The organism is Hymenobacter psoromatis, assembly GCA_001596155.1.
GTDB lineage: Bacteria > Bacteroidota > Bacteroidia > Cytophagales > Hymenobacteraceae > Hymenobacter.
This window is the reverse complement of record CP014771.1, coordinates 437,672-464,198: the sequence shown is the minus strand read 5'-3', so window position 1 is coordinate 464,198 and position 26,527 is coordinate 437,672. Positions and strand designations below refer to the sequence as shown.

The following is a 26,527-nucleotide window of genomic DNA, read 5'->3' as shown; positions in this document are numbered from 1 at the left end:
GCCCTAATCTTTTACCGGCGGCCCACAAACCTATGCACTACTTGCCGGTACTTTGCCCATCTTAGCCGTTTATTCGGCAGGTTGTCCCGGTAGCACCCTATTACTTAAAAACCGACTTTCAATTAATCCAACCCTTTACCAATGGCTGAAGACCACAACAAGCACGCGCCCGCCGCCAACACCACGGAGTTTTTCATGAATGACCCCTCAGCGGCGAAATGTCCGTTTTTGGCGGGGCAGACGCAGCAGGCGGCCGGCGGCGGCACCCGCGACCGCGATTGGTGGCCCAACATGCTGCGGCTCAACATCCTGCGTCAGCACTCGGCGCTGGCCAACCCGATGGGCGCGGACTTCAACTACGTGGAGGAGTTCAAGAAGCTGGATTTCAACGCGGTGAAACAGGACCTGCTTGAGCTGATGACCACCTCGCAGGACTGGTGGCCCGCCGACTACGGCCACTATGGCCCGTTCTTTATTCGCATGGCCTGGCACAGCGCCGGCACCTACCGCATCGCCGATGGCCGCGGGGGCGCGGGCGCGGGTATGCAGCGCTTCGCGCCGCTCAACAGCTGGCCCGACAATGCCAACCTCGACAAAGCCCGCCTGCTGCTGTGGCCCATCAAGCAGAAATATGGGGAGCAGATTTCCTGGGCCGACCTCATGATTTTGGCCGGCAACTGCGCCCTGGAGTCGATGGGCCTCAAGCCGTTTGGCTATTCGGGTGGCCGCGCCGACGTGTGGGAGCCGATGGATGAAGTTTACTGGGGCTCGGAACGCGAGTGGCTCGGCGACAAGCGCTACACCGGCGACCGGCAGCTCGAAAACCCGCTGGCGGCCGTGCAGATGGGCCTGATTTACGTGAACCCGGAGGGTCCCAACGGCAACCCCAACCCGCTGGGCTCGGCCCGCGACATCCGCGAAACCTTCGGCCGCATGGCCATGAACGACGAGGAAACCGTGGCCCTGATTGCCGGCGGCCACACCTTCGGCAAAACCCACGGCGCGGCTGACCCCGCCCAGTATATTGCGCACGAGCCGGCTGCGGCAGGCATCGAGCAGCAGGGCAAGGGCTGGCTGAACACGTATGGCACCGGCAACGCCGGCGACACCATCACCAGCGGCCTCGAAGGTGCCTGGACCGCTACCCCCGCCAAGTGGGGCAACGGCTACTTCAACAACCTGTTTGGCTTTGAGTGGGAGCTGACCAAGAGCCCCGCCGGGGCGCACCAGTGGAAGCCCAAAGGCGATGCCGGCGCGGGCCTGATTCCCGACGCCCACGACCCGAATAAGTCGCACCAGCCGTTTATGCTGACTTCGGACATCGCCATGCGCGAAGACCCGATTTATGAGAAAATCTCGCGCCGCTTCCACGAAAACCCCGAGGAGTTTGCCGATGCTTTCAGCCGCGCCTGGTTCAAGCTCACGCACCGCGACATGGGTCCGGTGTCGCGCTACGTGGGTCCCGAGGTGCCGAGCGAAGTACTCGTCTGGCAAGACCCGCTGCCCGCCGCCGACTACGCGCCGGTTGACGAGCAGGATATTAACACGCTGAAAGACCGGCTATTGGCCTGCGGCCTCACGGGCGCACAGCTCATTCGCACAGCCTGGGCTTCGGCCGCCACGTTCCGGGGTTCCGACAAGCGCGGCGGGGCCAACGGTGCCCGGCTGCGGCTGGCTCCCCAGAAATACTGGGATGCCAACAACCCCGCCGAGCTGGCCAAGGTGTTCGACACGCTAACCGGCATCCAAAGGGAGTTTAACAGCAACGCGGGCGGCAAGCAAGTGTCACTGGCCGACCTGATTGTGCTGGGCGGGGCCGCTGCCATCGAGCAGGCTGCCAAGGAAGGTGGCTACGACATACAGGTGCCTTTCCACCCCGGCCGCACCGATGCCACGCACGAGCAAACCGACGTGCAGTCGTTCGAGGCGCTGGAGCCGCACGCCGATGGCTTCCGCAACTACCTGCGCGCCAACCACGAAGCCGCTCCCGAGGCGATGCTCATCGACCGGGCACAGCTGCTGACCCTCTCGGCCCCCGAAATGACGGTGCTGATTGGCGGCCTGCGCGTGCTGAACACCAACTACGACCACTCGAACCACGGTGTGTTTACCGCCCGCCCTGGCACGCTCACCAACGACTACTTCGTGAACCTGCTCGACATGGGCACTACCTGGAAAGCCACTTCGGAGGCCGACCAGCTGTTCGAAGGCCGCGACCGCAAAACCAACGTGGTGAAGTGGACCGGCACCCGCGTGGACCTGATTTTCGGCTCCAACTCGGAGCTGCGCGCCATCTCCGAAGTATATGGCACCCATAACGCCGGCCCCAAATTCGTGCGCGACTTCGTAGCCGCCTGGGCCAAGGTGATGGACGCTGACCGCTTCGACCTGACGAAAAAGTAGGGTTGCCCCGGCGAGTCGCTGCTCGCTGAATTAGGTTGCAGAAACGCCGCCCTGGCAACGGGGCGGCGTTTTTTAGTTTTCGACAAGTTGTGGCCGCGCAGTTTCTACTTTTGCCTGTGGCTGCTGCCGAGGCTTTTACTCTGGCTATCCGGCCATTTGCTTGCCCCAGCGCGCCCCGCTCAATGACTTTTTCTACTACCCTGAAATTACTGCCGCTAGTAGGGCTCATTGCCTGCGAAAGCAAGCCGGCAGCCACCATCGCTCAGCCAGCCGCAATGCCGGCAGTGGCGGTGCCACCGCCCAAGAAAACGACGCACAACTCGGTGCAAACATTTAGCTGGCAAGATGATACCTGCACCAACACGGGTACTTACACGGCGGGTGCCTACACCCAGCAGCAGCTGCGCGATACCTACCAACTGGTCAATGGCTTTTTAATTATGACAACCGTGGTGCCATTTTCTTTGAAGAATTACAACGACGCTTTTTTTCGGAGTACGGCCAGCCAACTCACCCACGAGCACGACTCACTGGCCGGCATCATCCATAAACTGCACGTAGTTCCTACCAAATTCTGGCGCAACATCAAGCACCTGCGCGAGTTGGAGCTGGCCGAAGGCTACGCGCTAGACCAAGCTACGCTGGAGGGCTATTTTCAGCCGGCTTCGTGGCTGAGCAACCGCTACCACGCGGCCTGCCCGGAGTACGCCACCGCACTAGCTTCGACCGACACGGTGGTGGTGATGAAGGCCTGGCGCAAATTGGTTGACCAGCAAAAGATTAACAACGGGATGCCAAAGCAATTGGAGGCCGAGTTTGTGGCCCAGTCGGCGTCGCCCGAGCGGATGGCGTACGCCAAAGTCGCGCTTATGACCTTTGGTTGGGGAAATTGCGCTAATGCACAACGCAAATACAACACTATCGCCGACCAATACCCGCTCAATGAACAGTTTAGCAAGCTGTTCACTAAAGTCAAGCAGTCAGACTGCATTGATGTCGATTAATTATTACGCTTAATTTATGCAAAAAGGCCGCCTCGAAGCATTCAGCGACGGTGTGCTCGCCATCATCCTCACCATCATGGTGTTGGAGCTGAAGGTGCCGCACGGGGCCGGCTTTTCGGCGCTGCGGCCGCTGCTGCCCGTGTTTCTGAGCTACGTGCTGAGCTTTGTGTACGTAGGTATTTACTGGAATAATCACCATCATTTGCTCAGCGGCACGCGACAGGTGAGCGGCGGCGTGCTGTGGGCCAATCTGCACCTGCTGTTCTGGCTCTCGCTGATACCGTTTGCCACGGGCTGGATGGGCGAAAACCATTTTGCGCCGGCCACGCTGGCCGTGTACGGCGGCGTGCTGCTCGGCTCGGCGGTGGCGTATGCCATTCTACAAAACTGCATTATTGCCGTGAATGGCGGTTCTGAGTCGCCATTGGCCCGCGCCGTGGGGCGCGACTGGAAGGGCAAGCTCTCGCCGGTGCTTTATTCGGCGGGCATTGGCAGCAGCTTTTGGCTGCCCTGGTTGTCGGGGACTTGCTACGTTTTTGTGGCTCTTATGTGGCTGGTGCCCGACCGCCGCATCGAGCGCACGCTGCTGGCCACGCCGCAGGAGTAGTTATGGCTGCTATCCAGACGCTTACCCCAGGCCAGCGCTACCGCGTGGTGCAGGAGTTCGTTGATTACGACGGCCAGGCGCACCCCGTGGGCGAAACCTGGGTATTTGAGGGAACTAATTTTGTACCCTACGAGGATGGGCTGACGCTACACGTTAGCGCCAGCGGCTGGCCGGTGGTGTACCGACTACAATGGCGGCCCGAGGAGCAGGCGGCGCTCATCGAAAACTTCACCAACTTTGTGGTCGCCTGCTGAAAACAGCAAGCCGATTAATTTTTTCATAGGATGCGCGTTATAGCCCTTATTGCCTTTGCCCTAAGCCTGGGGATGCTCACGGCCTGCCACGAGCAAGGCACCCAGGCCACCCAGGAGCTGGCGGCCCCTACCCCCATCGGCCCGCAGTGCTTCGCCTACCGCATGGCCAATGACACGGTGCGCCTGACACTGCAAACCACGCAGCCCACCGTGACGGGCCAGCTGAGCTACCGCTACTCTGAGAAGGACCGCAACCAGGGCACCATTCGCGGCACCATGCACGGCGATACGCTGCTGGCCGACTATACTTTTGGGTCGGAAGGCACGACATCGGTGCGGCAGGTGGCCTTTTTGCGCCGCGATATTGGCTTTGTCGAAGGCTTTGGCCCCGTAGTGGAGCGCCAGGGAAAGATGGTATTTGAGCAGCCTGGCACCCTGCATTTTGACGCGAAATACACGCTGCTGCCCGTGGCCTGCCCGCGCTAACGGCCGCCGGTGCGGGGCGGCAACCTGGGCTATGCGGGGCTGGCTTGTACCTTGAGCGCCCTTAGCTACGTCTTTTCGTTTCAATGCTTCGCTCATGATTTTTACTTCTCGCCGGGTTGCCCGGCTGCCGCTGGCGGGCCTGCTGGGCCTGGCTTTGGCCGGCTGCCAATCGCCCTCCAACACTACCACGCAAGCCACCACGGCCCCTACCCCCCCGGCGGCGGCCAACGCCATTACGGCAGCCGAGATTGGCGGCTATCTTAAAGCCGTGTCGTCGGATAGTATGCTGGGGCGCAAGCCATTTACGGTGGGCGAAACGCGCATTACCAACTACCTCGCGGCTCAGTTCAGGCAGCTGGGTCTGAAGCCGGCGAGGCCGAACGGCAGCTATTTTCAGCCGGTGCCGATGGTGGAAATCAGCGTGACTCCCGCCCCTACCCTCCAAATTTCGGGCAAGGGCCAGCAGCTGAGCCTGGAATACAAGACGGATTACGTGGTGTTCAGCCAGCGCGAGCAGCCGACGGTGATGGTCAGCAATTCGCCGCTGGTGTTTGCTGGCTACGGCGTGGTGGCACCCGAATACGGCTGGGACGACTACGCCGGCCTCGACGTGAAGGGCAAAACCGTGGTGGTGCTCGTGAACGACCCCGGCAACGCGGGCCAGGACACTACGCTATTTAAAGGCAAGGCCATGACCTACTACGGCCGCTGGACTTACAAATACGAGGAGGCCGCCCGCCACGGCGCGGCCGGCCTGCTTATCGTGCACGATAGTAAGCCCGCCGCCTACCCCTGGAGCGTGGTGCTGAGCGGGGCCGTCGGCCCCAAACTGCGCCCCCAAACCGCCGACCACGGCGCAGGCAAGTGCGCCATTGAAGGCTGGCTGACGCTCGACGCGGCCAAGCGCCTCTTCGCTGCGGCCGGCCAGAATTACGACGCGCTCTACGCCGCCGCCAACCAGCGCGGCTTCCGCGCCCGGCCGCTGGGCCTCACGTTGAGCACCAGCCTGCAACAGAAGCTGCGCCGCCAGACATCCCAAAACGTGCTGGCGGTGCTGCCCGGCACTACCAATGCCGGCGAGTACGTCATTTATTCGGCGCACTGGGACCACTTTGGCGTGGGCAAGGCTATTGCCGGCGACTCTATTTATAACGGCGCCGTGGACGATGGGACCGGGCTGGCGGCGCTGCTCAGCATCGCCAAGGAATTTCAGCAGGCCAAAGAGAAGCCGGCCCGCAGCATCGTGTTTCTGGCCGTGACGGGCGAAGAGCAGGGCCTGCTGGGCTCGAATTATTACGCCCAGCACCCGCCATTTCCGCTGGCTAAAACGGTGGCTGACCTCAATATGGACATGCTCTGGCCCTACGGCCCGATGAAGGACCTCACCGTTATCGGCTACGGGCAGTCGGAGCTGGAGGACTACGCCCGCGCGGCGGCCCAGGAGCAGGACCGCTACCTGCTGCCCGACCAGACGCCCGAAACCGGTATGTTTTACCGCTCCGACCACTTCAGCTTCGCCCACGTGGGCGTGCCCTCGCTCTACGCCAGCGGCGGCTTCGAGAGCCGCGCCCAGGGCAAGGCCTACATCGCCCAGAAGCGCCAGGCCTACACCACCGGCATGTATCACAAGCCCGCCGACCAGTTTGACCCCGGCTGGGACCTCCGCGGCGTGGCCCAGGATGCCCAGCTTTATTACCGCGTGGGCCAGCGCCTGGCCGGCGAAACCACGTTTCCGCAGTGGCGGGCGGGCTCGGAGTTTCGGGCGGCGCGGGTAAAATAAGTAGCTTAGTGGCGGGTTATATAAATGGTTTTTAGCAAGCTATTCGAACGTCATTCCGAGCTTGCCGAGGAATCTCGCTCGCACCGTTCGGGTAACGTGCAACGAGGCGAGCAAGATTCCTCGGCAAGCTCGGAATGACGTTCTGTTCTAATTCTTAACCAATTCTCCCAAACCGCCTACCCCTTCCATTTCCGCCCATGAGAAAACTACTGGTATTCTGCCTGTTCGCCTTTGCGATGGCCGCTGCTACCCCCCAAAATGCCGCCGCCCAGACGCCGGCCGTGCTCAATCACATCGCGCTCTATGTGGTGGATGTGCATAAAACGGCCGATTTCTATAAAAATGCGCTGCTGCTACCCGAGATACCCGAGCCGTTTAAGGATGGCCGGCACGTGTGGCTGCGCATCGGGCCGCACAGCCAACTACATATTATCCAGGGTAATAAGGCGCAGGAGCACGACATTAATACCCACCTGGCGTTCAGCGTGCCGGACCTGGCCCAGTTCATGGCCCACCTCGACAAGCTCGGCGTGCGCTACGGCAACTGGAAAAGCGAGCCGCACAAGACTACCCCCCGCCCCGACGGTGTAAACCAGATTTATCTGCAAGACCCCGACGGTTTTTGGGTGGAGGTGAATGATGACAAGTTTTAAGGAGTCTGTATAGGAAGCCAGCAGAACGTCCTTCCGAGCTTGCCGAGGAATCTCGCCCGCGCCGTTCGGATACCTTTCAACGGCGCGGGCGAGATTCCTCGGCAAGCTCGGAAGGACGTTCAGGTGGGTTGGCCTTACAGCCCCGAATAGGGGGTAGGGCGCAAAAACGTGATGTCGATGTGGGCCACGTTGTTCTGGTACTCGGGCAGGGCCGAGAGGCGCTTCCACTCGGGGTCGGCGCCGAAGGTTTTCCAGTGGGCCTCGCGCGCCTCGCGGTTGGCGAAGGAGGTCATGTACATCAGGTTGGGCAGGTGGGCACCGAACAGGACCGAGCCGTAGAAAATACCGTTGAAGCCCAGCCGGTTGAAGAGCTTGATTTCGCCGCCCTGGTTGAACATCTGCACCTTGTTGCGGAAGATTTTCTCGCTGGCGCTCTCGTAGCTGCGCAGCTCATACACGCGCTCGCTCTTGGGCGCGTCGAGTTTGGGCGCGGTGAGGGCGGGCATCTCGTCGAAGGCCTGGATAAAAATGGTTTCCAGGCGAGTGTAGGCGGGATTGTTGTAAGCCACGTTTTCGTAGGCCCCGCCGGCGGTCAGCAGCTTGGGCGCGGCGGTGTTTTTCACCTGCTCCCACTGCTTGAGCGAGGCGTAGGGCGTGAACACGTACACGCGCCGGTCGGCGGTCGTGTCGTTGCCGATGGGCTTGAACACGCCGATGGTGGCGATGCCCGCCGCCCGCATGGCCGGCATATACTGATGCTGCAAGAAGCTGTCAATCAGCGCCTCCTGACGCGGCGTTTTGATGTGGTATATTTTCAGCTCGAAGTAGGCGGGGCGCTCGGCGGCCGGCTTGGCCAGGGCCGCGCTACCCAGCAGCCACAGACACAGCGCACTGATGAGGGGTAGGAAAACGGTTTTTTTCATGAGTGGAAAAGGAAGGGGTAGGGCTGGTGAGTAAGTAAATTTTGCGGTGTACGCAGCCCATTTATTTTCGCCGCTACAGGCGCGGGTCCACCGGCTCGCTTTCCAGGGCCAGCACACCGAATACGCACTGGTGCACCAGGCGCAGCGGCTGGCCGGCCACGAACCGTTCGAGACCTTCCACGCCGAGGGCAAACTCGCGCAGGGCCAGGTTGCGCTTGGCTTTCACGTTGCGCTGGCGCAGGCGGTCGAGGTTGCCCGCCAGCAGGTAATCGGGGCCGTAGATGATGCGCAGGTATTCCCTACCCCGGCACTTGAGGGCGGGCTGCACGAGCGAGCGGCCGGTTTGGGGGATGAAGTCGTAGGGCTTCACCACCATGCCTTCGCCCCCGCCGGCGGTGAGGGCGGTCCACCAGTCGGTGGCGGCTTCGATTTCGGCGGGGTTGGTGAGGTCCACCACGCGGTAGGGCGTGGCGCGCAGCAGGCCGGGGTCGGCGAGGCTGAGGGCACGCAGGGTTTCCATGTGCCAGGCGTGGTCGCGGTCGAAGTACGTTTTGCCCTCAGTGGCGAGCAGGTGGAAGGGGGCTAATTTCAAGTCATCGAGCGACTGCACGGGCCAGCAGTAGCGGCGGTAGGCGTCGGCGTAGTCGGTGGCGGCCGCGCGGCGGGCGGTGGTGCGGGCCAGCAGCTCGGCCGCGCCGGAAAGGCCGCGGGCGGTGGCGGCAACCAGCGCGGCTTCGGCCTGGGGCAGGGCAGCGCCGGCGGCGGCGGCCACGGCGGCGTACTGGCTCTTCACTAATTCCTGAGCCTTGGCCGACCACGGCAGCAGCTCGGCATCGAGGCACACCCAGTCGGTGCCGAAGCGCTCCCAGAAGCCGGCCGCCGTGAGGGCATCGCGTAGGCGGGCCAGGAAGGCAGTTTCCAGGTCGCTGTTGGTGAAGAAGTTGCGGCCGGTGCGGGTGTAGCACTTGCCCAGGCCCTCGCCCCCAACCCCCAGCCGGCGCTGGATGGCGGCCTCGCTCTGGCCCAGCACCACGACCACGCGGCTGCCCATGTGCTTTTCCTCGCACACCACCCGCCCTACCCCCTGCCGCTGGTAGTAGGAGAAGGCTTCGGCGGGGTGTTCGAGCAGGTCGGGCAGCTCCGAGGTTTCGGTGGGCGACATGGTGGGCGGCAGATACAGCAGCCACTTGGGGTTGAGGGCGAAGCGCGACATCACCTCCAGGGCGGCCACGGCGTCTTCCTCCCGCACCGTCACGGTGTTGAGCAAGCGCGTGTTAATGAGTTGCTTGCCGGTCACGTCGCGGATGTCGAGCAGGTCGTCATGCTGCTGCTGGGCGGTTGTTTGTTCTTCGTTTTTCGTTAATTGTTCCGGCTGGTGCGGGTTGTAGTGCAGCGGGCGGCTGGGCTCGGCATACACCCGGTGCGCGGGCACGGCCACCAGCGCCCGCTCGGGGTAGCGCAGGGCGGTGAGGCGGCCGCCAAACACGCAGCCGGTGTCAATGTCGATGGTGTTGTTGAGCCATTCGGGCTCGGGCACGGGCGTGTGGCCGTACACCACCATCGCCCGGCCCCGGTACTCGCTGGCCCAGTGATAGCGCACGGGCAGGCCAAACTCGTCCGTTTCGCCGGTCGTCTCGCCATAGAGCGCGAAGCTGCGCACCGCCCCCGAGCCCCTACCCTGCATGTCTTCGGTGAGGCCGGCATGGGCCACCACCAGCCGGCCGCCGTCCAGCACGTAGTGGCTCACCAGCCCATCTAGAAACAGCCGCACCTGCTCCTTAAAGGCGGGCGTTTCGGCTGCGAGCTGGGCCAGGGTTTCGGCCAGGCCGTGGGTGGCGGCCACGTTTTTACCGTTGAGGTGGCGCAGCAATTTTATATCGTGGTTGCCGGGCACGCACAGCGCCAGGCCATCGCGCACCATGCTCATTACCAGGCGCAAGACTTGCGGCGAGGCGGGGCCACGGTCCACGAGGTCGCCGAGGAAGATGACTTTGCGGGGGGTAGCGCCTACGTTCACCTCACCCCCTAGCCCCCTCTCCCGTGGAGAGGGGGGACTAGTTTCTAGTTCTGGGCTAACTGCCTTTTCGAAAGCTTGCTTATTGGCAGCTACTTCTAAAGTAGAGCTAGAAACTAGTTCCCCCTCTCCACGGGAGAGGGGGTTAGGGGGTGAGGTGACCCGCACGCCCAAATCGCGCGCGTCCAGCACCGCTTCTTCCGCCACCGCGTAGCCCAGCTTCTCCAGCAGTTCGCACAGCTCCGCATAGCAGCCATGCACGTCGCCGATGATGTCGAAGGGGCCGGTTTCCTGCTGGCGGTTGTTGTGCAGCGGGTCGCGCACTATCGCTTGCACAGCGTCGATTTCCTCCACCCCGCGCAGGTGGAAGATGTGTCGGAAGCCCTCCGGCTTGAGCGTGCGCAGGCCCTGGCGCAGCAGGCGGCGGTGGTTGGCAATGACGTGGGGCTTGAGGCCGGCGCGGTCGGGGCGCTGGCGGTTGCGGTCGGCGGCCACGCTCTCGGGCACGTCGAGCACGATGGCCACCGGCAGGCAGTGGTACTGCCGGGCCAGCGCCACGAAGGCCTTGCGGTCTTCGGCGCGCACGTTGGTGGCATCAATCACGGTGAGGCGGCCGCGCTTGAGGCGCTTGGCCACCCAGTAGTGCAGCAGGTCGAAGGCGTCGTTGGTGGCATCCAGGTTGTTTTCATCATCCGATACTAGGCCCCGGCAGGTATCCGACGACACAATTTCGGTGGGCCGGAACAGGCGGCGCGCAAACGTGGACTTACCCGCGCCCGTGCTGCCAATGAGCAGGATTAGGGACAGTTCGGGGAGCTTTAGGGTATTTTGGGGCATTGGAAACGGGAATAAAGGTCACGAAGGCCTTTCCTAAATTAACGACTCATTAAGTGAGCTACGACCTATATTTCTACAAACGCCGGGAAGCACAGATTTTTGAGAGCGACATAAGTGCCTATCTGACACATAATCTGTGCCTCCCAAATGAGGCCGGTAACCAGTGGTTTTATGAGAATGAAGACACAGAAGTTTATTTCTGCTTTGACCTAAATGAGCCAGTACTTGCACTAGAAGTAGATGAGCTAAAGAATGATTATGAATACATGCACTTCAGCTTCAACTTGAATTTTTTGCGCCCTGACTTCTTCGGACAGGAGGCGTTTCTATTTGTCAATGAGATTATTCAAAAACTCGGACTTTATGTAGATAATCCTCAAGACAATGGAAACGATAAATACCCAATACAACCTAAAAAAGGAGAATTATATAAAAACTGGTCTGAAATTAATGCGCTACAATCAGCACGTTTTTATAAAGAGCTTGAGTTGAGTTATTATCCATTACCGGCTTCTAATGCATTGTGGCAGCACAACTTTAATAAGATAGAACTGCAAATGGAGTTGGGAGAAAAGTATTTTGTTCCCAAAATTTTTGTTCTACAAACTCTAGCTGATAAGCGCATTATTACGCTAGCTATTTGGCCTGAACATTTGCCAATTCTAGTTCCAAATGTGGACTACTTTCTTTTAATAGACTTGCTAACAACTGATTAGCAAGTTTTTACGTACATAACTAGACTTGCTAACAACTGATTAGCAAGTTTTTACGTACATAACTAATAAATTCTACTTACAACAAGCATTTTCTATGCCATCCAGCATTTATCACAACGCTATCAATGATAGGCAGTACAAAGCAGCAACTGGTCTTTCGCTAGTAGAGTTTTCGGCACTTTATGAGCATTTCGCTCCTTTATATATTCCCAAGGAACCCCCACGTTATGCCCGGCAGGTGCAACCTGTTTTAACGGACAAAAGAGAGGCACTTTTTTTGTTTTGCACTATCATAAAGCGTATCCCACTCTTCAAAATATGGGCATGTATTTTGGTATTTCAGACGCAGCCGCCAGCATGTATCTGGAACTCCTTAAGCCTCACTTACAAGCGGCTTTACAACAGCAAAAAGTACAAAATACTTTTATGGAAAGGAATCAGGAGGCCGTTAATGAGCAATTTGCAGGCATAACTGACCTGGTGATTGATGTAACCGAAGTGCCAATCGAACGCGCTGTTAATCAGCAAGTTCAAAAAGAGCATTACAGTGGTAAAAAAAATTTCACACCCTAAAATGGCTAATTATTTGCACCCTTGGTAAGCGAATTTTATTCATTAGCAAGGCCTACCCTGGGCATGTACATGATTTTACTATTTTTAAAGATATTTTTGGCGGACTTGATTTGAGTGCGTATCGGCTGCATGTCGATTCTGGCTTTACAGGCATAACAAAAGCAGTCAAATGCAAAGACGTTTGGATTCCGTATAAAGCGAGCAAATATCATCCCTTAACTAAGCTACAAAAAGCAATTAATTCGCTCTTTTCACAGGTAAGAATAGCTGTTGAAAATGCCATTGCTAAGGTGAAATCATTCTTTATATTACGCATCGAAAACCGAATGAGACAAAAGGCTAAGTTTACCGATGCCATACGAATTTGCACCGCATTAGCAAATTACAAAATGACAGGTTTATAAGTCAAGTAATTGATAATAAGTAGTTAGTAACTCTATTATTCCTAAACATCCCGTAAGGCATTAGTTTATTGCTAAACCAGTTTGGCAAAGAATAATGCATGTGCAACGGCTCCAGCATTGCCAGCAGCTTAGGCAATTGAGTAGGCACTTCAAACAGGATAGGATACGGTGCTGGGTTTTCGGGCGTGCTCTGAGCGGTAATCTCCAGAATATCGCTCATGGAGTAAGTTGTTGCGCCGTGCGTCGTAGCGTAGTCGGCAAAGTGCTCCTTGAAGAAAGCCGGCGTAAACTGCGTATTAGACTTCCAGCTAGCCGAGGCATCCGTCAAAACGACTGGTATGCCGGGCTTTACATAGTTCTCGATGAACTGCTCGTAGGGCAGTGCGCTTACTTTGTCTATCTGTTGCATAGCGGCCGGTGGATTGGGGCTCAATGTACGAATGACGGAACCTAAATTTCTACAAGAGCCTCAGGCAGTTGCCGGGTTATAAGAACCAGCTAATCTGCGGTTAAGCAGTCGCCAGAAGTATTACCAGCCGCTGGCCAGCACGTCGGCGATATGCATCGTTTTGATAGCCAGTTTTTCGCGCCGAATATACGCCTCCAGGTGCATGAGGCAGCTCACGTCGGTGCTCACGATGTAGTCGGCCCCGGTGGCCAGGGCATGCTCCACTTTTTGCTGCGCCATCGCCACCGAAATAGCCTCAAACTTCACGGCAAAGGTGCCTCCAAAGCCGCAGCAAGTGGTAGTTTCGGCCATCTCTACGCGGCGCAGGCCGGCCACGCCATCGAGCAGCCGGCGCGGGGCCTCCCGAATGCCGCACTCGCGCAAGGCGGAGCAGGAGTCGTGGTAGGTGTAGGTGCCGGCCAGCGCCGCGCCGGGGATAGTGCTGATATTCAGCACGTCGGTTAAAAACTCGGTTAGCTCGTAGGTGCGGCGCTGCACGTCCTGGCACATAAAGCGCTCTTCACGCTCCCTAAACAGGTGGGAGTAGGCATTGCGCACCATGCCCACGCACGAGGCCGAGGGGCTGACGACGTAGCGGGTTTCGGCCCCGGCAGGGGGGGTAGGGAAATCAGCCAGAAACTTGTGGGCAATATCCCAGCTTTCGTTTACATAGCCCGCGTTGTAGGCGGGCTGGCCGCAGCAGGTTTGGTCGGGGTTGTAGTGCACCTGGCAGCCGGCTCGTTCCAGCACTTTCACCATGTTGAGGGCGGTGTGCGGGTAAAGCTGGTCCACAAAGCAGGGGATGAAAATATCGACTTGGGGAGTGGGCATGGCTGGCAAATGGCGCGGATAAAATTGCCCGCGGAAGACGCGGAGGATTTCGCGGAAGACGCGGAAACTAGGCGGCGCGGACGGGCGCGAATACCAAGGCAGCTTGGGCTTGCGCGGCGGCGAAGGCTACGGGGTAGAGGAGCGTTTCCTCCCCTACCCCCTCCAAAAACGCCACCAGGTTCTCGGTGGCCATGTTGCCGGTGAGCACGTCGGCCGCCATCGGACAGCCGCCGATGCCGCCGAGCGCGCCGTCGAAGCGGCGGCAGCCGGCCCCGTAGGCGGCCTGCACTTTTTCGAGCCAGGTGCTGGGGGTAGTGTGCAGGTGAGCACCAAACTCGATGCGTGGGAAAGCCGGAATCAGCTCCTCAAACAAGGGCGTAATGAGCGCCGGCGTGCTCACGCCAATGGTGTCGGACAAGGCCACGATGCGCACGCCCAACGCGGCCAGCTTCGCGGTGAAGTCGGCGACAATGGCCGGGCCGTAGGGGTCGCCATAGGGATTGCCGAAACCCATTGAGAGGTACACAATCAGCGTTTTACCCCGGCGCTCGCAGAGCTCGTGCATGGCGGCCACGTCGGCCAGGGCCTCGGCGATGGTTTGGTTGGTGTTGCGGCGCTGAAAGGTTTCGCTCACCGAAAGCGGAAAACCCAGGTAGTGGATTTCGGGGTGGCCGGCGGCCTGCTCGGCCCCGCGCAGATTGGCCACGATGGCCAGCAGCTTGGTGCGCGTGCGGTCGAGGTCGAGGCCGGCGAGCACTTCGGCCGTGTCGCGCAGCTGCGGAATGGCCTTGGGCGACACGAACGAGCCGAAATCGAGCACGTCGAAGCCCACGGCCAGCAGCTGCTGGAGGTAGGCCGTTTTGACGGGGGTAGGGATGAAGTCCGGCAGGCCCTGCATGGCATCGCGCGGGCACTCGGTGAGGATAACGGGGTGGGTGGGCATAGCGGGGCGAAGGTACTTGGTGCTTGGCGGTTGGTGCTTGGGAGCGATTGTCATTCCGAGCTTGCCGAGGAATGACAATCGCGTCGTTCGGGTGTCGTTCCACGATGCGCGCGAAATTCCTCAGCAAGCTCGGAATGACGTTCTCTCACGGCTATTTGCATAGAACTTGCCTGACCGCACGGGCGTTTGCCGGGTATGCTTTTTTCGTTCTTTTCCACTTCCGGCGGGCGGCGGGCCGGAGGATTTTTCGTGGGGTTGCTGATTCTGTTGGCCTCGTGCAGCAAGCCCCGGACGCTGGCGGCTTTATTCCAAAAAACTACCCCGCACGACGACTACGCCCGCGCCCTCGACCGCGCCGGCTTGCAGCAAGCTGCCCTGGGCCGGCAGTGGCAGCAGGCCGCCGACCAGGCCCTGCGCGACTCACTGACCGTGACGCTGCCGGTGCTCGAAACCGGCTATTTCCGCCCCGAGCAGCCCACGGCGGCGGGCTACCGCTACGCCGTGCGGGCCGGCGAGCTGGTGCACGTGCGCCTCACGCTGGCGCCCGGCCCGGTGCTGGCGCCCCGCGTGTTCGTCGATGCCTTCGCCCTACCCCCCCACCAAAAGCCCGAGCTGCTGAAGTGGACTGCCACCGACACCACCGCCGCCGGCTCCTACGACTATAGCTACCAGGCCACCGACGATGCCCAGCACCTGCTGCGCGTGCAGCCCGAGCTGCTGGCCGCCGGCCGCTACACGCTGCGCCTGTGGCGCGGGCCGGGGCTGGGGCTGTTTCCGGTGAAGGGCCGCACCGACCAGGCCATTGGCAGCTTCTGGGGCAATGCGCGTGACGGGGGCGCGCGACGCCACGAGGGCGTGGATATTTTCGCGCCGCGCGGCACGCCCGCCGTGGCGGCGGCCGACGGCTACATCACCCGCACCGGCGAATCTAAGCTCGGCGGCCGCGTAGTGTGGCTGGCTGATAAGCAAGGCCAGCATCTCTACTACGCCCACCTCGACAAGCAGCTGGTGCAGCCCGGCCAGCGCGTGCGGGCCGGCGACACGCTGGGCCTGGTGGGCAACACCGGCAACGCCCGCACCACCGCGCCGCACCTGCACTTCGGCATCTACCGGGCCGGGCGCGGGGCCGTGGACCCGTGGCCATTTTTGCACCGCGAAGACCCCCTCCCTACCCCCCTCGCCGGCCCCGACCGCCGCGGCGAGTGGGTGCGCCCGCGCCCCGCGCAGGCCACCCGGCAGCTGCCCGCCACCCTGCCCCTGCTGGTGCTGGGCCAGCGCGCCAGCTGGCTGCGCGTGGAATTGCCCAACGGCCAATTGTGCTACGTGGCTGCCCGCACGGTGGCCCCGGCGCAACCGTTGCGGCGGCTGGTGCTGGCGGCGGCCCACGAAATTCAGGCGGCACCCAGGACTAGCGCGCCGGCGCTGGCGGCGTGGCCCTTGCGCACGTCGGTAGTCGTGCTGGGTGAAAGCGCCGGCTACGCGCTACTGCGTGGCCCGGCCGGGCAGCAGGGCTGGGCAAAGATTTAGAGTGTTAGTAAAGAGTAATTTAGAGCAGTTCTCAAGTTCGTGTGCAGCTTGGGTAGGACGGGCTGCCGGCTTTTCGCCGGCTGTCCGCTCGTCGTTCGCCCCGCTTGTTCTTCCGATGAGCGGACAGCCGGCGAAAAGCCGGCAGCCCGCCCCGTACACCGACCTGGGCACTGCTTTAAGTGCTTCACGCTAACGCCGGGAAGCGCCTCTACCACGTCATTTGCGAGTCGCTCAACGAAGCGACAGAGATGCTTCCCGGCGTCAGCATAGCGTTCTACCCTATTCTTCAATCGCCACCACGCGGCCTAGCTGGCGCGCATATATCAGGCGCGTTGCGCCCTTGCTGCCGAGGTAGTCGAAGCCCACGGCGGCGGGGTCATCGCGGAGGCTGGCCCAGGCTTCGGCGTCGAGGCCGGCGGGGGGGGTAGCGGCGGCGGGCACGGCGGGCCGCACGAAGTGGCTATCGCCGAAAAACGTGTTCATGCCGCGTAGCACGCTGATTTCGCGCTCGCGCACCGAGGCCGCTTGGTTATCCTTTAGCGTAGGGTCGGTGAGCAGAACGCTGGTGGGCAGCACCTCGTGGCGCAGCGTGTCGCCCTTGCTGCTGAGCACGACGAGGTGCAGACTGCTGCTAAGCACGCGCGGGCCACGCAGTTGCAGCATGAACGTATCGGGGTTTTTGGAGTCTGAAAAAACGTGCGTGGCGCGCACCGTGTTGAGCACCGTGGCCCCGCCCACGCGCTCGCCCCGGCCCTTGGGAGGCGTGAATTCGGTGCGCGGGCCGCGGCTTGAAGTGGCCATTTCGCGCTCGGTGTTTACGCAGGAAGCCAGGGTAAGCGCGAGCAAGGCAACAGCTCCCAGGGAGCGGGTAGAAAGTAGCATAACGAAGTAATTACGGCGATTCTGGAAGCAATTAAAGATTAAAAATGAAGCTGTAGAAGAAGCTGATAGCCCGTCATTCCGAGTTTGCCGAGGAATCTCGCCCGCATCGTTCGAGCCTCGTTCAACGGCGCAAACGAGCCTCCTCGGTAAGCTCGGAATGACGGGCTGAGGGCTTCCTAAACTATCTCACTAACTGACGCTAAAACCGCTCCAACTCGCTTCCGCCGGGTATGCCCCACAATCGGGCCAGGGTTTAAAACCAGCCTATCTCGATGCCCAGCACCCAGCGCGGCGGCTCGGCCAGGCTCATGCCCGGCAGGAGCTCGCTGAGGCGGTAGCGGCCCACCAGGGCCAGCGAATTGCTGCCCAGGCGCAGCCCTACCCCCCCCTGCCAGCGCGCCAGGTAGGCCGGCTGGTGCTCAATCACTTCGCGCTGGCCGCCGCTGGGCGAGGGGCCAATGGCAGTGTAGTTGGCGGCCAGCGTGCGGCCGCCGTAGGCCAGCAGGTCGAGGTAGCGGCCCACGTTGTTGCCCCGGCGGCGCTCGGGGTTGAGGCGCAGGCTGGCCTCACCCTGAAGCTGGTGGTAGCTGATGGTCTGGCTATCGAAGCCGAAGTTGGGGCCGAAGGGCGCGGACCGGGCTACGTCGGGCGCCAGGCCATAGCGCAGGTAGGCGTAGCGCAGGTCGGCGTTGAAGGCCAGGTACGGCCCCAGCCGGCGCTTGAGCCGCCCACCCGCCTGCACCTCAAACGACGGAAAGCCATACTTCACCCCCAAATTGCTGGCACCGGCCGCCAGCCCTAAACCGCCATACAGGTGCCCAAAGTAGCGGCGGTTCGGCCCCGTGCGGGGGGGTAGGGTGTCGGTGGCCACGTCGGTTTGGAGCAGCACCTGCTGGGCGCGGGCCGCCGGGCCAGCCACCAATAAGCCGAACAGCAGCGGCCCAAAGAAGCGCTGCTGAAGTCGTGTCCGCATTGCCGGTCTATTCCGCATATTGCCCCGTATAACCTTGATAATAAACGCGCAGCACATTGCCGCCGCGCGCCAGCCGGCGCGGCACCTGCACCACCAGCCGCTGCGTAACGGCGCGCACCTCGTAGCGGTGCAGCACGCCGCGCGCGTTGGCCAGGTGCCAGTAGAGGCGCGCCGGATAGGAAGGGTAGGGCGGCAGCACGGGCGCGAAATCGGCGGGCGCGGGCTGCTCCTTGCCCACGGGTGCCACGTTGGCGGCGGTGGGCGTGGGCGTGCCGGGCGGGCGGGCGGGGGTAGGCGGCGTGAGCCAGCTGGCGGTGCTGGGGCTCAGTTCGTCGGCCTCGGCCACCAGGGGCAGCGGGATGGCGGCGGGAATGGTGGCGGCGGGCCGCAGCACCACGGCCACCAGCGAGTCGTGCACCACGAAGTCGAACGTGGGGGCCACCGGCGGCAGCGGGCCTTTGAGCCGGGCCAGCAGGCGGCCGGCCTCGGGGCGGCCGTAGCCGTGGGCGTAGTCGTAGTAGGGGTATAATTCGCCGGCCTCGCGCACCCGCTTGAATAGCTCCATCACCGGTAGGCGGCCGCCGCTGGCCTGCTGGGCGCAAGCCGCCAGCCCCGCCACCAGCGGGGCCGCGAATGACGTGCCCTCAACCCGCTCGTAGCCGCCGTTCGCGTTGCTGGTCAAGACAATACCAAACGCCGACACGTCGGGCTTGAGGCGGCGGTCGGCGCTGGGGCCCACCGAGCTGAACGACAGATGCAGGCCAGTGGCCGGGTCGAGGCCGCCCACGGCCAGCACCGAGTCGGCATCGGCGGGCGTGCCGATGCGCACCCAGTCGTCGTCGCCGTCGTTGCCGGCGGCGCTCACCACCAGCAGCCCCTTGCGGGCCGCCATCGTGGCCGCCCGCCCGATAAGCGAGTGCACGCCATCCATCTCCTCCGGAAAATAGCGCTGCTCAGTGTAGGCCAAGGACGAGCTAATGATGTCGGCGCCCTGCTGGTCGGCCCACTCCACGGCGCGCAGCCAGGCTTCTTCCTCCGAATAGCGCTCGCTGGCCATGCCCTCCGTGCGGGCCAGCAGGTAGGTAGCGGCCGGGGCCAGGCCCAGCGCGGGGCCGCCTGCCAGCGTGTCGGCGCTGGGCAAGCGGCCGGCCAGGCAGCCCAGCACTTCGGTGCCGTGCGAACCACCGTGGAACACGTCGGGCCGGTTTTTCAGAAAGTCATACGTGACTGCGATGCGCCTCTCGCGCCGCAGCGCCCGAAAGGCCGGGTGCCAGTTCACGCCCCGAAACCCCACGTCAAACACCGCGATGCGCACGCCCTGGCCCAGCAGCCCAGCCCGGCTCAGGTCGGCGCGGCCCAGGGCGGCCGTCTGCTGGCGGCCGAGCTGGTAGTCGGCCGCGCTCACGGTGGGGCGAGCGGCGGGTGGCGGCGCAGCCGTTTTAGGGGCTGAATAGCTGGCGGGCCGCAGCCGGCTCTGCACCGGCCAGGGCGTCACGGCGGCCACGCCGGGCCGCTGGCGCAGGGCCGCCGCCTGGGCCGGCGTGGCGCGGCAGGCCAGCGCATTGAACCAGCGGCTGACGACCGTAATGGTGTCAACGCCAGCGCGCACGGCGGCCACGTAGTCGGGCCGTACGGGGCGGTCGGTGTAGTCGGCGGGGGGCAGGGCCTGGCGCTGGCGGCGCGCCCGCGCGGCCGGGCTGAAATACCGCGCCGGGTCGAACCCTACCCCCTGCTTGTCGCGCAGCGTCACCCAGTAGCGGCCCGGTGCGGCCCCGGCTGGCCCCGCTTGCGCTACGCCTCGCATAGGCGCGCCCAGCAGCCCCAGTCCGATACTCAGCAGTAGAAGTAAACGCATAGTTACAAGTGGCCCCACCCGGCTCTTTCGCAAAAGTACCCCCGCGCCGCGCTCCCGCCGAAGGTGCCGGGTAACCTGGCTTCCAACTAACCCGTTTAGCCGGAGAGCGCCGGCGCGAAGCTGGCTCTTTCCTACCGCTTTACGCGCTGTACTCATGACTTATTTTGGCAATAAATTGGGAAGTGTATTCCCTACCCTGCTGTTGGCCGCCGGCCTGCTTACGCTGCCGGGCTGCAATAAAAAGGAAATCGCCGCCTTGCAGCAGCAGAATTCCGACCTCAGCCGCTCGCGCGATGAGTTGACCAAATCGCGCGACCAGCTCCAGGCCGAGAAGTCGGCCCTGCTACAGTCGAGCGCCCGCACCCAGGCCAGTCTCAGCACCGATTTGATGAATAAGTCCAACCAGGTGAGCCAACTCAACCAGACGCTGGGCACCACCGAGCAGGACCTGGCCGGCAAAAATGCCCGCGTGGCCGAGCTGCAGCGTGTGCTCGATGAGAAGGAGGCCGCCACCAAAGCCCTGCGCCAAAAAGTGGCCGATGCCCTGCTGGGCTTCAACAGCAACGACTTGCAGGTGAACGTCAAAAACGGCAAGGTTTACGTGTCGCTTTCCGAGCAGCTGCTCTTTAAATCAGGTGCCACCAAGGTGGACCCAGCCGGCCAGGATGCGCTGGTGAAACTGGCTAATGCACTGACGGGCAACAAGGATATCAATATCCTGGTTGAAGGCCACACCGATAACGTGCCCATCAGGGGGGTAGTAAACGGGGCCAAGGACAACTGGGACCTGAGCGTGCTACGCGCCACCGAAATTACGCGCCTGCTCACCGCCGCCGGCATCGACCCTACCCAGATAACCCCCTCGGGACGAGGCCAGTACCTACCCGTAGCTCCCAACGACACGCCCCAGGACAAGGCCCTCAACCGTCGCACCGACATCATTCTGACGCCAAAATTGGATGAGCTGTTTTCGATTTTGAATACGAACTAGTAGGGTGCGGGGCTTGCCCCCGCCCGGCGTTGAACGATTCGTATCGGGCTCGTTCAACGCCGGGCGGGGGCAAGCCCCGCACCCTACACCTACAATCCGTACTTGCCCAGCAGGTAAATCAACGAAGCCATTGCCGCGCCGCCTAGCTCCAGCTCGCGCTTGTTGACCTTATCGAAGGTGTCGGCGGCGGTGTGGTGGATGTCGAAATAGCGCTGCGAGTCGCAGTCGTAGCCGAAGAGGGCCACGGGATGCACGGCGGCGGTCAGCGGCTCGATATCGGTACCGGCGTGGCCGGGCGTGAGCTGGCCGGCCAGGTAGGGCGTCAGCAGCGGCTTCCAGGCGGCCACTTTTTGAAATACGGCGGGGGTAGTCTGCACGTTGAAGCCGCGCGGGGTGAAGCCGCCGCCGTCGCTCTCGATGGCGGCAAGGTGGTTTTCGTGGTTTTGCCGGGCCTGCTCGGCATACTTTTCGCCGCCGCGGGTGCCGTTTTCCTCATTCATAAAGAGCACGGCGCGCACGGTGCGCTCCGGCTTGAGGCCGGCGGCCTTGAGCAGGCGTAGCGCCTCGATGCTCTGCACTACCCCCGTGCCGTCGTCGTGGGCACCCTGAGCAAGGTCCCAGGAATCGAGGTGGCCGCCCACGGTAATAATCTGGTCGGGGTATTTGGTGCCGCGCACCTCCCCTATCACGCTGTAGCTCTGCACGTCGGGCAATTGCTGGCAGCTCATTTCCAGCTCAAACTGCAGCTTGGGGTCGGCTTTCAGCAATTGGCTGAGCTGGTCGGCGGCGATGGTGCTGAGGGCCGCGCCGGGCACTTTGGTGGGCGTGTCGCCGTAGTTGGTGGCCCCCGTGTGGGGGTAGTCGTCGTGGGCCGCCGTGAGTGAGCGCACCAGCGCGCCCACCGCGCCGCGCCGGCCCGCCTCGGCGGGGCCGCTGCGGCGCTGGTCGCCGGCCTTACCGTAGGCCGCGCCCGGCTCGATGAGGGCATCGTCGAAGGGCCGGTTGAAGAAGATGAACTTGCCCTTAACCGCCTCATCGGGCAGGGCTTTCAACTCATCTAAGCTCTTGACTTCCACTACCCCGGCGCGCAGGGGCTTGTTGCCGGGCGTGGCCACCGAGCCACCCAGCGCGCACACGGCCACCGCGATGCTCCGGCCCTTATTGCCGATAATCTGGCCCTTTTCCCTGGCCCCGCGCACCCAGTGCGGCACCATGCACTCCTGCAAGTACACCTTATCGAAGCAGTTGGCCTTTTCCATCGTCAGCTTGCCCCAGTCCACGGCCAGCGCGGCCTGCGGCGAGCCCGAGAGCCGCCCCCCGATGCGCTCGCACAGGTAGCGCAGGTTGTCGTAGCTCTGCCCGCGCAGCAGCGCCTCATCGTAGATGCGGCGCAGGTTGAGCGAGTCGGTTTTGGCGGTGGTTTGGGCAGTGGCCGGGGCCACGCTGGCGGCCAGCAGGCCCGCCAGCAGCAGCGAAGAAAAAGCGCGCATAAGAGAAGAAATAAAGCGGCGGGCCGCGTAGTCGGCCAAAAGTACCAGCTTAGCGACTTTTGTCCCTACTGCTGCGCCACAACCTGCGCTCACACCACAGCGCCAGTTGGTCGGAACAGCCCTACCCTACCGCACTTTGTTCGTGCTCGCCGCCTGCGGGGCCGCGCCGTAGCGGCTCATTATCAGCTTGGCGGGCTTGCCGGGGCGCAGGTCCACTTTAAAGAGGTAATTATATTCCTCGTCGCGAATTTCGCTCGGCAGCGGCCCCACGCCCAGCGCCGCCAGCAGGGGTAGCAGCGTGTTGGAATGGCCCACCACAACCACCGTTTTGCCGGCGTACTCGCGGTAGAGACGGATGGCGAAGGCATCGGGCTCTTTGGCGTTGTATACTTCGGGCACGAGGCCGGTGGCCTGGGCCAGCGGGGCCAGGGTGGCGCGGGTGCGGCGCGTGTCGGTGGTGAAGAGGGCGGCGGGCTTGCGGCGGGCCAGGCGCTGGGCCAGCAGCTGGGCGCGGGCCTCGCCGGCGGCCGTCAGGGGCGGGTCGGAGAGGCCGGGGGTAAGGTCTTTCTCGGCGTGGCGCACGAGGTAAATAGTGGTGCGGGGCGGCCGGGCAGCCGCCGGGCCACCGAGCACCAGCGCCAGCAACAGGCTAAAAAGCAGGGGTAGAAACTTCGTTTTCATGGGCAAAAGCGGCGCGCGGCCCTCCGCAACGCACTCATCAAAGGTAGCTGCTGCTGCTGTGACCAAAAGCCTGCCCTGTACAGATTTACGTGTTAAAAATTGAAAAACAGTAAGTTGGACATAGAGAATAATCAGTTAACTAACAGATAGTTGACCCAAACTCCTCCGCTCCTGCATTTAGCCAGGGGCGGCCTTTCAGATTTATTTCTTCATCTTCATTAAATCGACAGCCAATCTTCATCTTCATTTAACGGTACCCGTACGAATGTTGTACCATCATTCCTCCTTCACCCCTCCCCGCTCCATGCACGTTCTGCTCGTTGAAGACGAAAAAAGCCTCCACCAGGAGGTTCGCCAGTTCCTAAGCCAGGCGCAATACCTGGTTGACTCGGCCCACACCTACGCCGAGGCGTCGGAAAAGCTGTTTGTGAACTCCTATGACTTTGTGCTGCTCGACCTGGGCCTGCCCGGCGGCGACGGCCTCGACCTGCTGCACGCGGCCCGCCAGAGTGAGAAGCAGGAGGCTTCGTTTATTATCCTGACCGCCCGCGGTGCGCTCGACGACCGCATCAAGGGCCTCGACCTGGGAGCCGACGACTACCTGCCCAAGCCCTTTTCGCTGCTGGAGCTGACGAGCCGCATGCAGGCCATCACGCGTCGCAAATTTGGCCTGAAGCGACCCGAAATCACCTTCGGCGACGGCTTCGTGATGGATGTCACGGCCCGCACCGTGCGCTACGGCAGCACGCCCGAAACACCCGGCCCCGAGGTGCCGCTCACCAAAAAGGAGTTTGACCTGCTGCATTATCTACTGCTGCACCGCGGCCGGGTGCTCACGCGCCTGCAGCTGGGCGAGCACCTGTGGGGCAACGTGCTGGAAGATGACTCTGACTCGAACTACATTGACGTGCACATTAAAAACGTGCGCAAGAAGCTAGCCCAGTTCGGCTCGCCCGACTTTATCGAGACCGTGCGCGGCATTGGCTACCGGGCAGTGTAGCTTTAGTGTGTTAGTTTGTCATAAGGAAGCTTTGTCCTTGCGAGCGCAATGAAGTGGAGCGCGGCAATCGCCCCAGAACGACTCTTCCGGGTATCGTTCTGGGGCGATTGCCGCGCTCCACTTCGTTGCGCTCGCAAGGACAAAATATTAATCCTTAGAGTTTTATGCGATTAGAAACCAAGCTCGGCCTCTTTAATGGCCTCTCGAAGCTGCTGCTGGTGCTGCTGGGGGCGCTGCTGATTTCGCCCGTGGTGCAGCGCGTGGCCGTGGTGCACACCGACCAGCGCCTGCGCGACAAGAAAATGCAGCTGCTGCACCTCATCGAGCGCGACGGGCTGGACAAGTTTCTGCGGGTGGAGCAAAACGAGAGCTACGCCGACTACAATATTCTTAAACAGGAGTATATTACCATTACGCCGCTGCCGGCCTACCCCAACGGGCCGGCCGGACTACCCACCGAGCGCATTTTTGAGGAGCCCCGGCAGGTGGACCAGCAGGTGGAAGACTTTCGCATTCTGAGCTACGTGGCCCCGTTGGGCACGGCTCCGGCTGTGGGGCCCACCAATGGGGTAGGCCCGCGGCGCTACCGCCTCGAAATCGGCTCGTCGCTGGCCACCGTGGAGCTGCTCACCAACACGCTGCGGCGGCTGGCGCTGTGGGTGCTGGTGGCGGGCGCGCTCATCACGGTCTTTACGGACGCGGCGTTTGCCCACTATTTGCTGGGGCCGCTGCGCGAGCTGATTTCGCGCAAGCTGCGGAGCATTCGGCAGCCGGGCGAGTTTTCGTTTCAGCGGCTCGACACGGACACGACCGACTTTCGGCAGCTCGACGACTCGCTCTCGGCCCTGATGCGGCAGCTGCAAATGTCGTTTGAGAAGGAGCGCGAGTTTATGAGCAACGTGAGCCACGAGCTGCTCACGCCCACCAGCATCCTGCAATCGCGCTTCGAAAATATGCTGCAAGACCCTACCCTGCCCGAGCAGCACGGCCGCCAGATAGTGGAGAGCCAGCGCACGCTCTACCGCCTGCGCAACACCGTGCGCACGCTGCTGCTCATCGCTAATATCGAAAATGAGCAGTATTTGCGCGACGCCAGCGTGAGCCTCACCCAAACCGCGCACGACGTGGCTGAGGAGCTCGACGACCGCCGCCAACAGCGCGAAATTACCCTGCGCATCGACCTGCAGCCCGACTACGTGGTGCCCCACGCCAACGCCACGCTGCTGCACACGCTGCTGCGCAACCTGCTCGCCAATGCCATCAAGTACAACCACGAGGGCGGGCAAATTCGGGTGCTGGGCCGCCCTACCCCCACCGGCGGCTACCAGCTGCGCGTGGAAGACGAAGGCCCCGGCATCGCCGCCGCGAACCTGCCGCTGCTCTTCGACCGCTTCCGGCGCTTCCACGCCACCGGCCCCAAGGCGCCCGAAGGCTACGGCCTGGGCCTGCCCATCGCCCAAACCATCGCCAGCTTCCACCACGCCCGCCTGTGGGCCGAGTCGGAAGTAGGGCGGGGCACGGCCTTCGTGCTGGATTTCGCGTAATTTAGGAGTAACGGCCGCGGGCCGCGGGCCTATGCACTTGACTGAAATTACTTATTCTGCCGCGCAGCAGCAGTTTCACCTGCGCGGCCTCGGCGTGGTGCTGGACACGGTTATCCTGGCGGCTGACCAGCCCGTGGCCGATGTGTACGCGGCCTCGCGGGCGGCCACGCAAGCCGGCATGGCGATTTTGGCCGAACAGTTGGAGCGGTTCTACGGAGACCCGGCCACCGCCCCGCCGAACTGCTTCACTATCCGCATTTTTCCCGAGCCTGCGCCGCGGGGCACTCGCATCAGCTTCGCGGATTTTATTGGCCTTGGCTACGACCTGGCCACCCGTGAGCTGCGACTTTTCAACTACTCGCCCGGCAGCCACTCTATCGTCCATATGAACCCCGAGGGCCTGGCCTACGCGCTGCTCAACCCGCCCTACGGGCTGCGCTTTGCCAGGGCCGGCCGCTTCGCCAACGCCGAGTACGCGGCGAGCGAAACCCAATTCTACGACCAGCTGCTGCGCGATTATTTGGCCCTGTTCCTGGGCGTGCGCCAGCCGGACGACGTGGGGGTGCTCACCATTTTCGCCTGGTCCGATGACTGGTCCAACTACTTCGAGGCCGGCCAGGAGTGGTGGGGCGCGTTTTGCTGGACGGTTTACGACGCCCGCATGGGCACCATTGCTTTCCTGGCGGCCTCGTCCACTGACTAGGGCGT

General features: G+C 62.3%; 23 protein-coding genes. 13 read left to right on the top strand and 10 right to left on the bottom strand.

Annotated features, from left to right (window positions below; genetic code table 11):
• Positions 1-195 precede the first annotated feature (195 nt).
• From A0257_02105 to A0257_02075, 7 genes are all read left to right on the top strand, one after another.
• Complete coding sequence (locus A0257_02105) at positions 196-2,403, top strand: hydroperoxidase (GenBank protein ID AMR29583.1); 2,208 nt, start codon at positions 196-198, stop codon at positions 2,401-2,403.
• Positions 2,404-2,585: 182 nt separating this feature from the next.
• The gene (locus tag A0257_02100) at positions 2,586-3,407 is read left to right on the top strand and encodes a hypothetical protein (GenBank protein ID AMR26010.1); all 822 of its coding nucleotides are present in this window, start codon (positions 2,586-2,588) and stop codon (positions 3,405-3,407) included.
• A 16-nt stretch (positions 3,408-3,423) separates the two neighbouring features.
• Entirely contained in the window at positions 3,424-4,014 is a 591-nt protein-coding gene (locus tag A0257_02095; protein AMR26009.1) for a hypothetical protein, read from the top strand.
• A gap of 2 nt (positions 4,015-4,016) precedes the next feature.
• The gene (locus tag A0257_02090; protein AMR26008.1) at positions 4,017-4,268 is read left to right on the top strand and encodes a hypothetical protein; all 252 of its coding nucleotides are present in this window, start codon (positions 4,017-4,019) and stop codon (positions 4,266-4,268) included.
• Between the two features lie 30 nt (positions 4,269-4,298).
• Positions 4,299-4,754 (top strand): hypothetical protein, encoded by a 456-nt coding sequence (locus A0257_02085; protein AMR26007.1) that lies wholly within the window; start codon positions 4,299-4,301, stop codon positions 4,752-4,754.
• 94 nt (positions 4,755-4,848) lie between these two features.
• Positions 4,849-6,534 (top strand): hypothetical protein, encoded by a 1,686-nt coding sequence (locus A0257_02080; protein ID AMR26006.1) that lies wholly within the window; start codon positions 4,849-4,851, stop codon positions 6,532-6,534.
• A gap of 236 nt (positions 6,535-6,770) precedes the next feature.
• Entirely contained in the window at positions 6,771-7,187 is a 417-nt protein-coding gene (locus A0257_02075) for a hypothetical protein (protein AMR29582.1), read from the top strand.
• Positions 7,188-7,321: 134 nt separating this feature from the next.
• Here the strand turns inward: A0257_02075 and A0257_02070 are convergent, their stop codons facing one another.
• Positions 7,322-8,110 (bottom strand): NIPSNAP family containing protein, encoded by a 789-nt coding sequence (locus A0257_02070; protein AMR26005.1) that lies wholly within the window; start codon positions 8,108-8,110, stop codon positions 7,322-7,324.
• A 73-nt stretch (positions 8,111-8,183) separates the two neighbouring features.
• Positions 8,184-10,961, bottom strand: coding sequence for a polynucleotide kinase-phosphatase (locus A0257_02065; GenBank protein ID AMR26004.1), 2,778 nt, complete (start codon positions 10,959-10,961; stop codon positions 8,184-8,186).
• Between the two features lie 53 nt (positions 10,962-11,014).
• Between A0257_02065 and A0257_02060 the strand changes: the two genes are divergently transcribed.
• Positions 11,015-11,677: a hypothetical protein gene (locus tag A0257_02060; GenBank protein ID AMR26003.1), complete on the top strand. Its 663-nt coding sequence runs from the start codon at positions 11,015-11,017 to the stop codon at positions 11,675-11,677.
• A 978-nt stretch (positions 11,678-12,655) separates the two neighbouring features.
• On the opposite strand, the gene A0257_02055 is transcribed toward A0257_02060, so the two are convergent.
• From A0257_02055 to A0257_02045, 3 genes are all read right to left on the bottom strand, one after another.
• Positions 12,656-13,063, bottom strand: coding sequence for a hypothetical protein (locus A0257_02055; protein ID AMR26002.1), 408 nt, complete (start codon positions 13,061-13,063; stop codon positions 12,656-12,658).
• A 120-nt stretch (positions 13,064-13,183) separates the two neighbouring features.
• Positions 13,184-13,933, bottom strand: coding sequence for a Fe-S oxidoreductase (locus A0257_02050; protein ID AMR26001.1), 750 nt, complete (start codon positions 13,931-13,933; stop codon positions 13,184-13,186).
• 67 nt (positions 13,934-14,000) lie between these two features.
• Positions 14,001-14,876: a hydroxymethylglutaryl-CoA lyase gene (locus tag A0257_02045; protein ID AMR26000.1), complete on the bottom strand. Its 876-nt coding sequence runs from the start codon at positions 14,874-14,876 to the stop codon at positions 14,001-14,003.
• 195 nt (positions 14,877-15,071) lie between these two features.
• On the opposite strand from A0257_02045, the gene A0257_02040 reads away from it, so the two are divergent.
• The gene (locus A0257_02040) at positions 15,072-16,403 is read left to right on the top strand and encodes a hypothetical protein (GenBank protein ID AMR25999.1); all 1,332 of its coding nucleotides are present in this window, start codon (positions 15,072-15,074) and stop codon (positions 16,401-16,403) included.
• Between the two features lie 279 nt (positions 16,404-16,682).
• Here the strand turns inward: A0257_02040 and A0257_02035 are convergent, their stop codons facing one another.
• The 3 genes from A0257_02035 to A0257_02025 form a co-directional block, all read right to left on the bottom strand.
• Positions 16,683-17,249 carry a hypothetical protein gene (locus A0257_02035; GenBank protein AMR25998.1) on the bottom strand — a complete coding sequence of 189 codons (567 nt, stop codon included), beginning with the start codon at positions 17,247-17,249 and terminating at the stop codon, positions 16,683-16,685.
• A gap of 289 nt (positions 17,250-17,538) precedes the next feature.
• Positions 17,539-18,207, bottom strand: coding sequence for a hypothetical protein (locus A0257_02030; protein AMR25997.1), 669 nt, complete (start codon positions 18,205-18,207; stop codon positions 17,539-17,541).
• A gap of 58 nt (positions 18,208-18,265) precedes the next feature.
• Positions 18,266-20,113 (bottom strand): hypothetical protein, encoded by a 1,848-nt coding sequence (locus A0257_02025; GenBank protein AMR25996.1) that lies wholly within the window; start codon positions 20,111-20,113, stop codon positions 18,266-18,268.
• A gap of 247 nt (positions 20,114-20,360) precedes the next feature.
• Here A0257_02025 and A0257_02020 point away from each other — a divergent pair, with 247 nt between their 5' ends.
• Positions 20,361-21,104, top strand: coding sequence for a cell envelope biogenesis protein OmpA (locus A0257_02020; protein AMR29581.1), 744 nt, complete (start codon positions 20,361-20,363; stop codon positions 21,102-21,104).
• 89 nt (positions 21,105-21,193) lie between these two features.
• On the opposite strand, the gene A0257_02015 is transcribed toward A0257_02020, so the two are convergent.
• Positions 21,194-22,594, bottom strand: a complete 1,401-nt coding sequence (locus tag A0257_02015; protein AMR25995.1) for a peptidase M28 — start codon at positions 22,592-22,594, stop codon at positions 21,194-21,196.
• A 126-nt stretch (positions 22,595-22,720) separates the two neighbouring features.
• Positions 22,721-23,275, bottom strand: coding sequence for a hypothetical protein (locus A0257_02010; GenBank protein AMR25994.1), 555 nt, complete (start codon positions 23,273-23,275; stop codon positions 22,721-22,723).
• A 304-nt stretch (positions 23,276-23,579) separates the two neighbouring features.
• On the opposite strand from A0257_02010, the gene A0257_02005 reads away from it, so the two are divergent.
• The 3 genes from A0257_02005 to A0257_01995 all read left to right on the top strand — a co-directional run bounded on the left by A0257_02005 (position 23,580) and on the right by A0257_01995 (position 26,522).
• Complete coding sequence (locus A0257_02005) at positions 23,580-24,275, top strand: DNA-binding response regulator (GenBank protein ID AMR25993.1); 696 nt, start codon at positions 23,580-23,582, stop codon at positions 24,273-24,275.
• Between the two features lie 164 nt (positions 24,276-24,439).
• Positions 24,440-25,819 (top strand): hypothetical protein, encoded by a 1,380-nt coding sequence (locus A0257_02000; GenBank protein ID AMR25992.1) that lies wholly within the window; start codon positions 24,440-24,442, stop codon positions 25,817-25,819.
• A 31-nt stretch (positions 25,820-25,850) separates the two neighbouring features.
• Positions 25,851-26,522, top strand: a complete 672-nt coding sequence (locus A0257_01995) for a hypothetical protein (protein AMR25991.1) — start codon at positions 25,851-25,853, stop codon at positions 26,520-26,522.
• Positions 26,523-26,527: the final 5 nt, after the last annotated feature.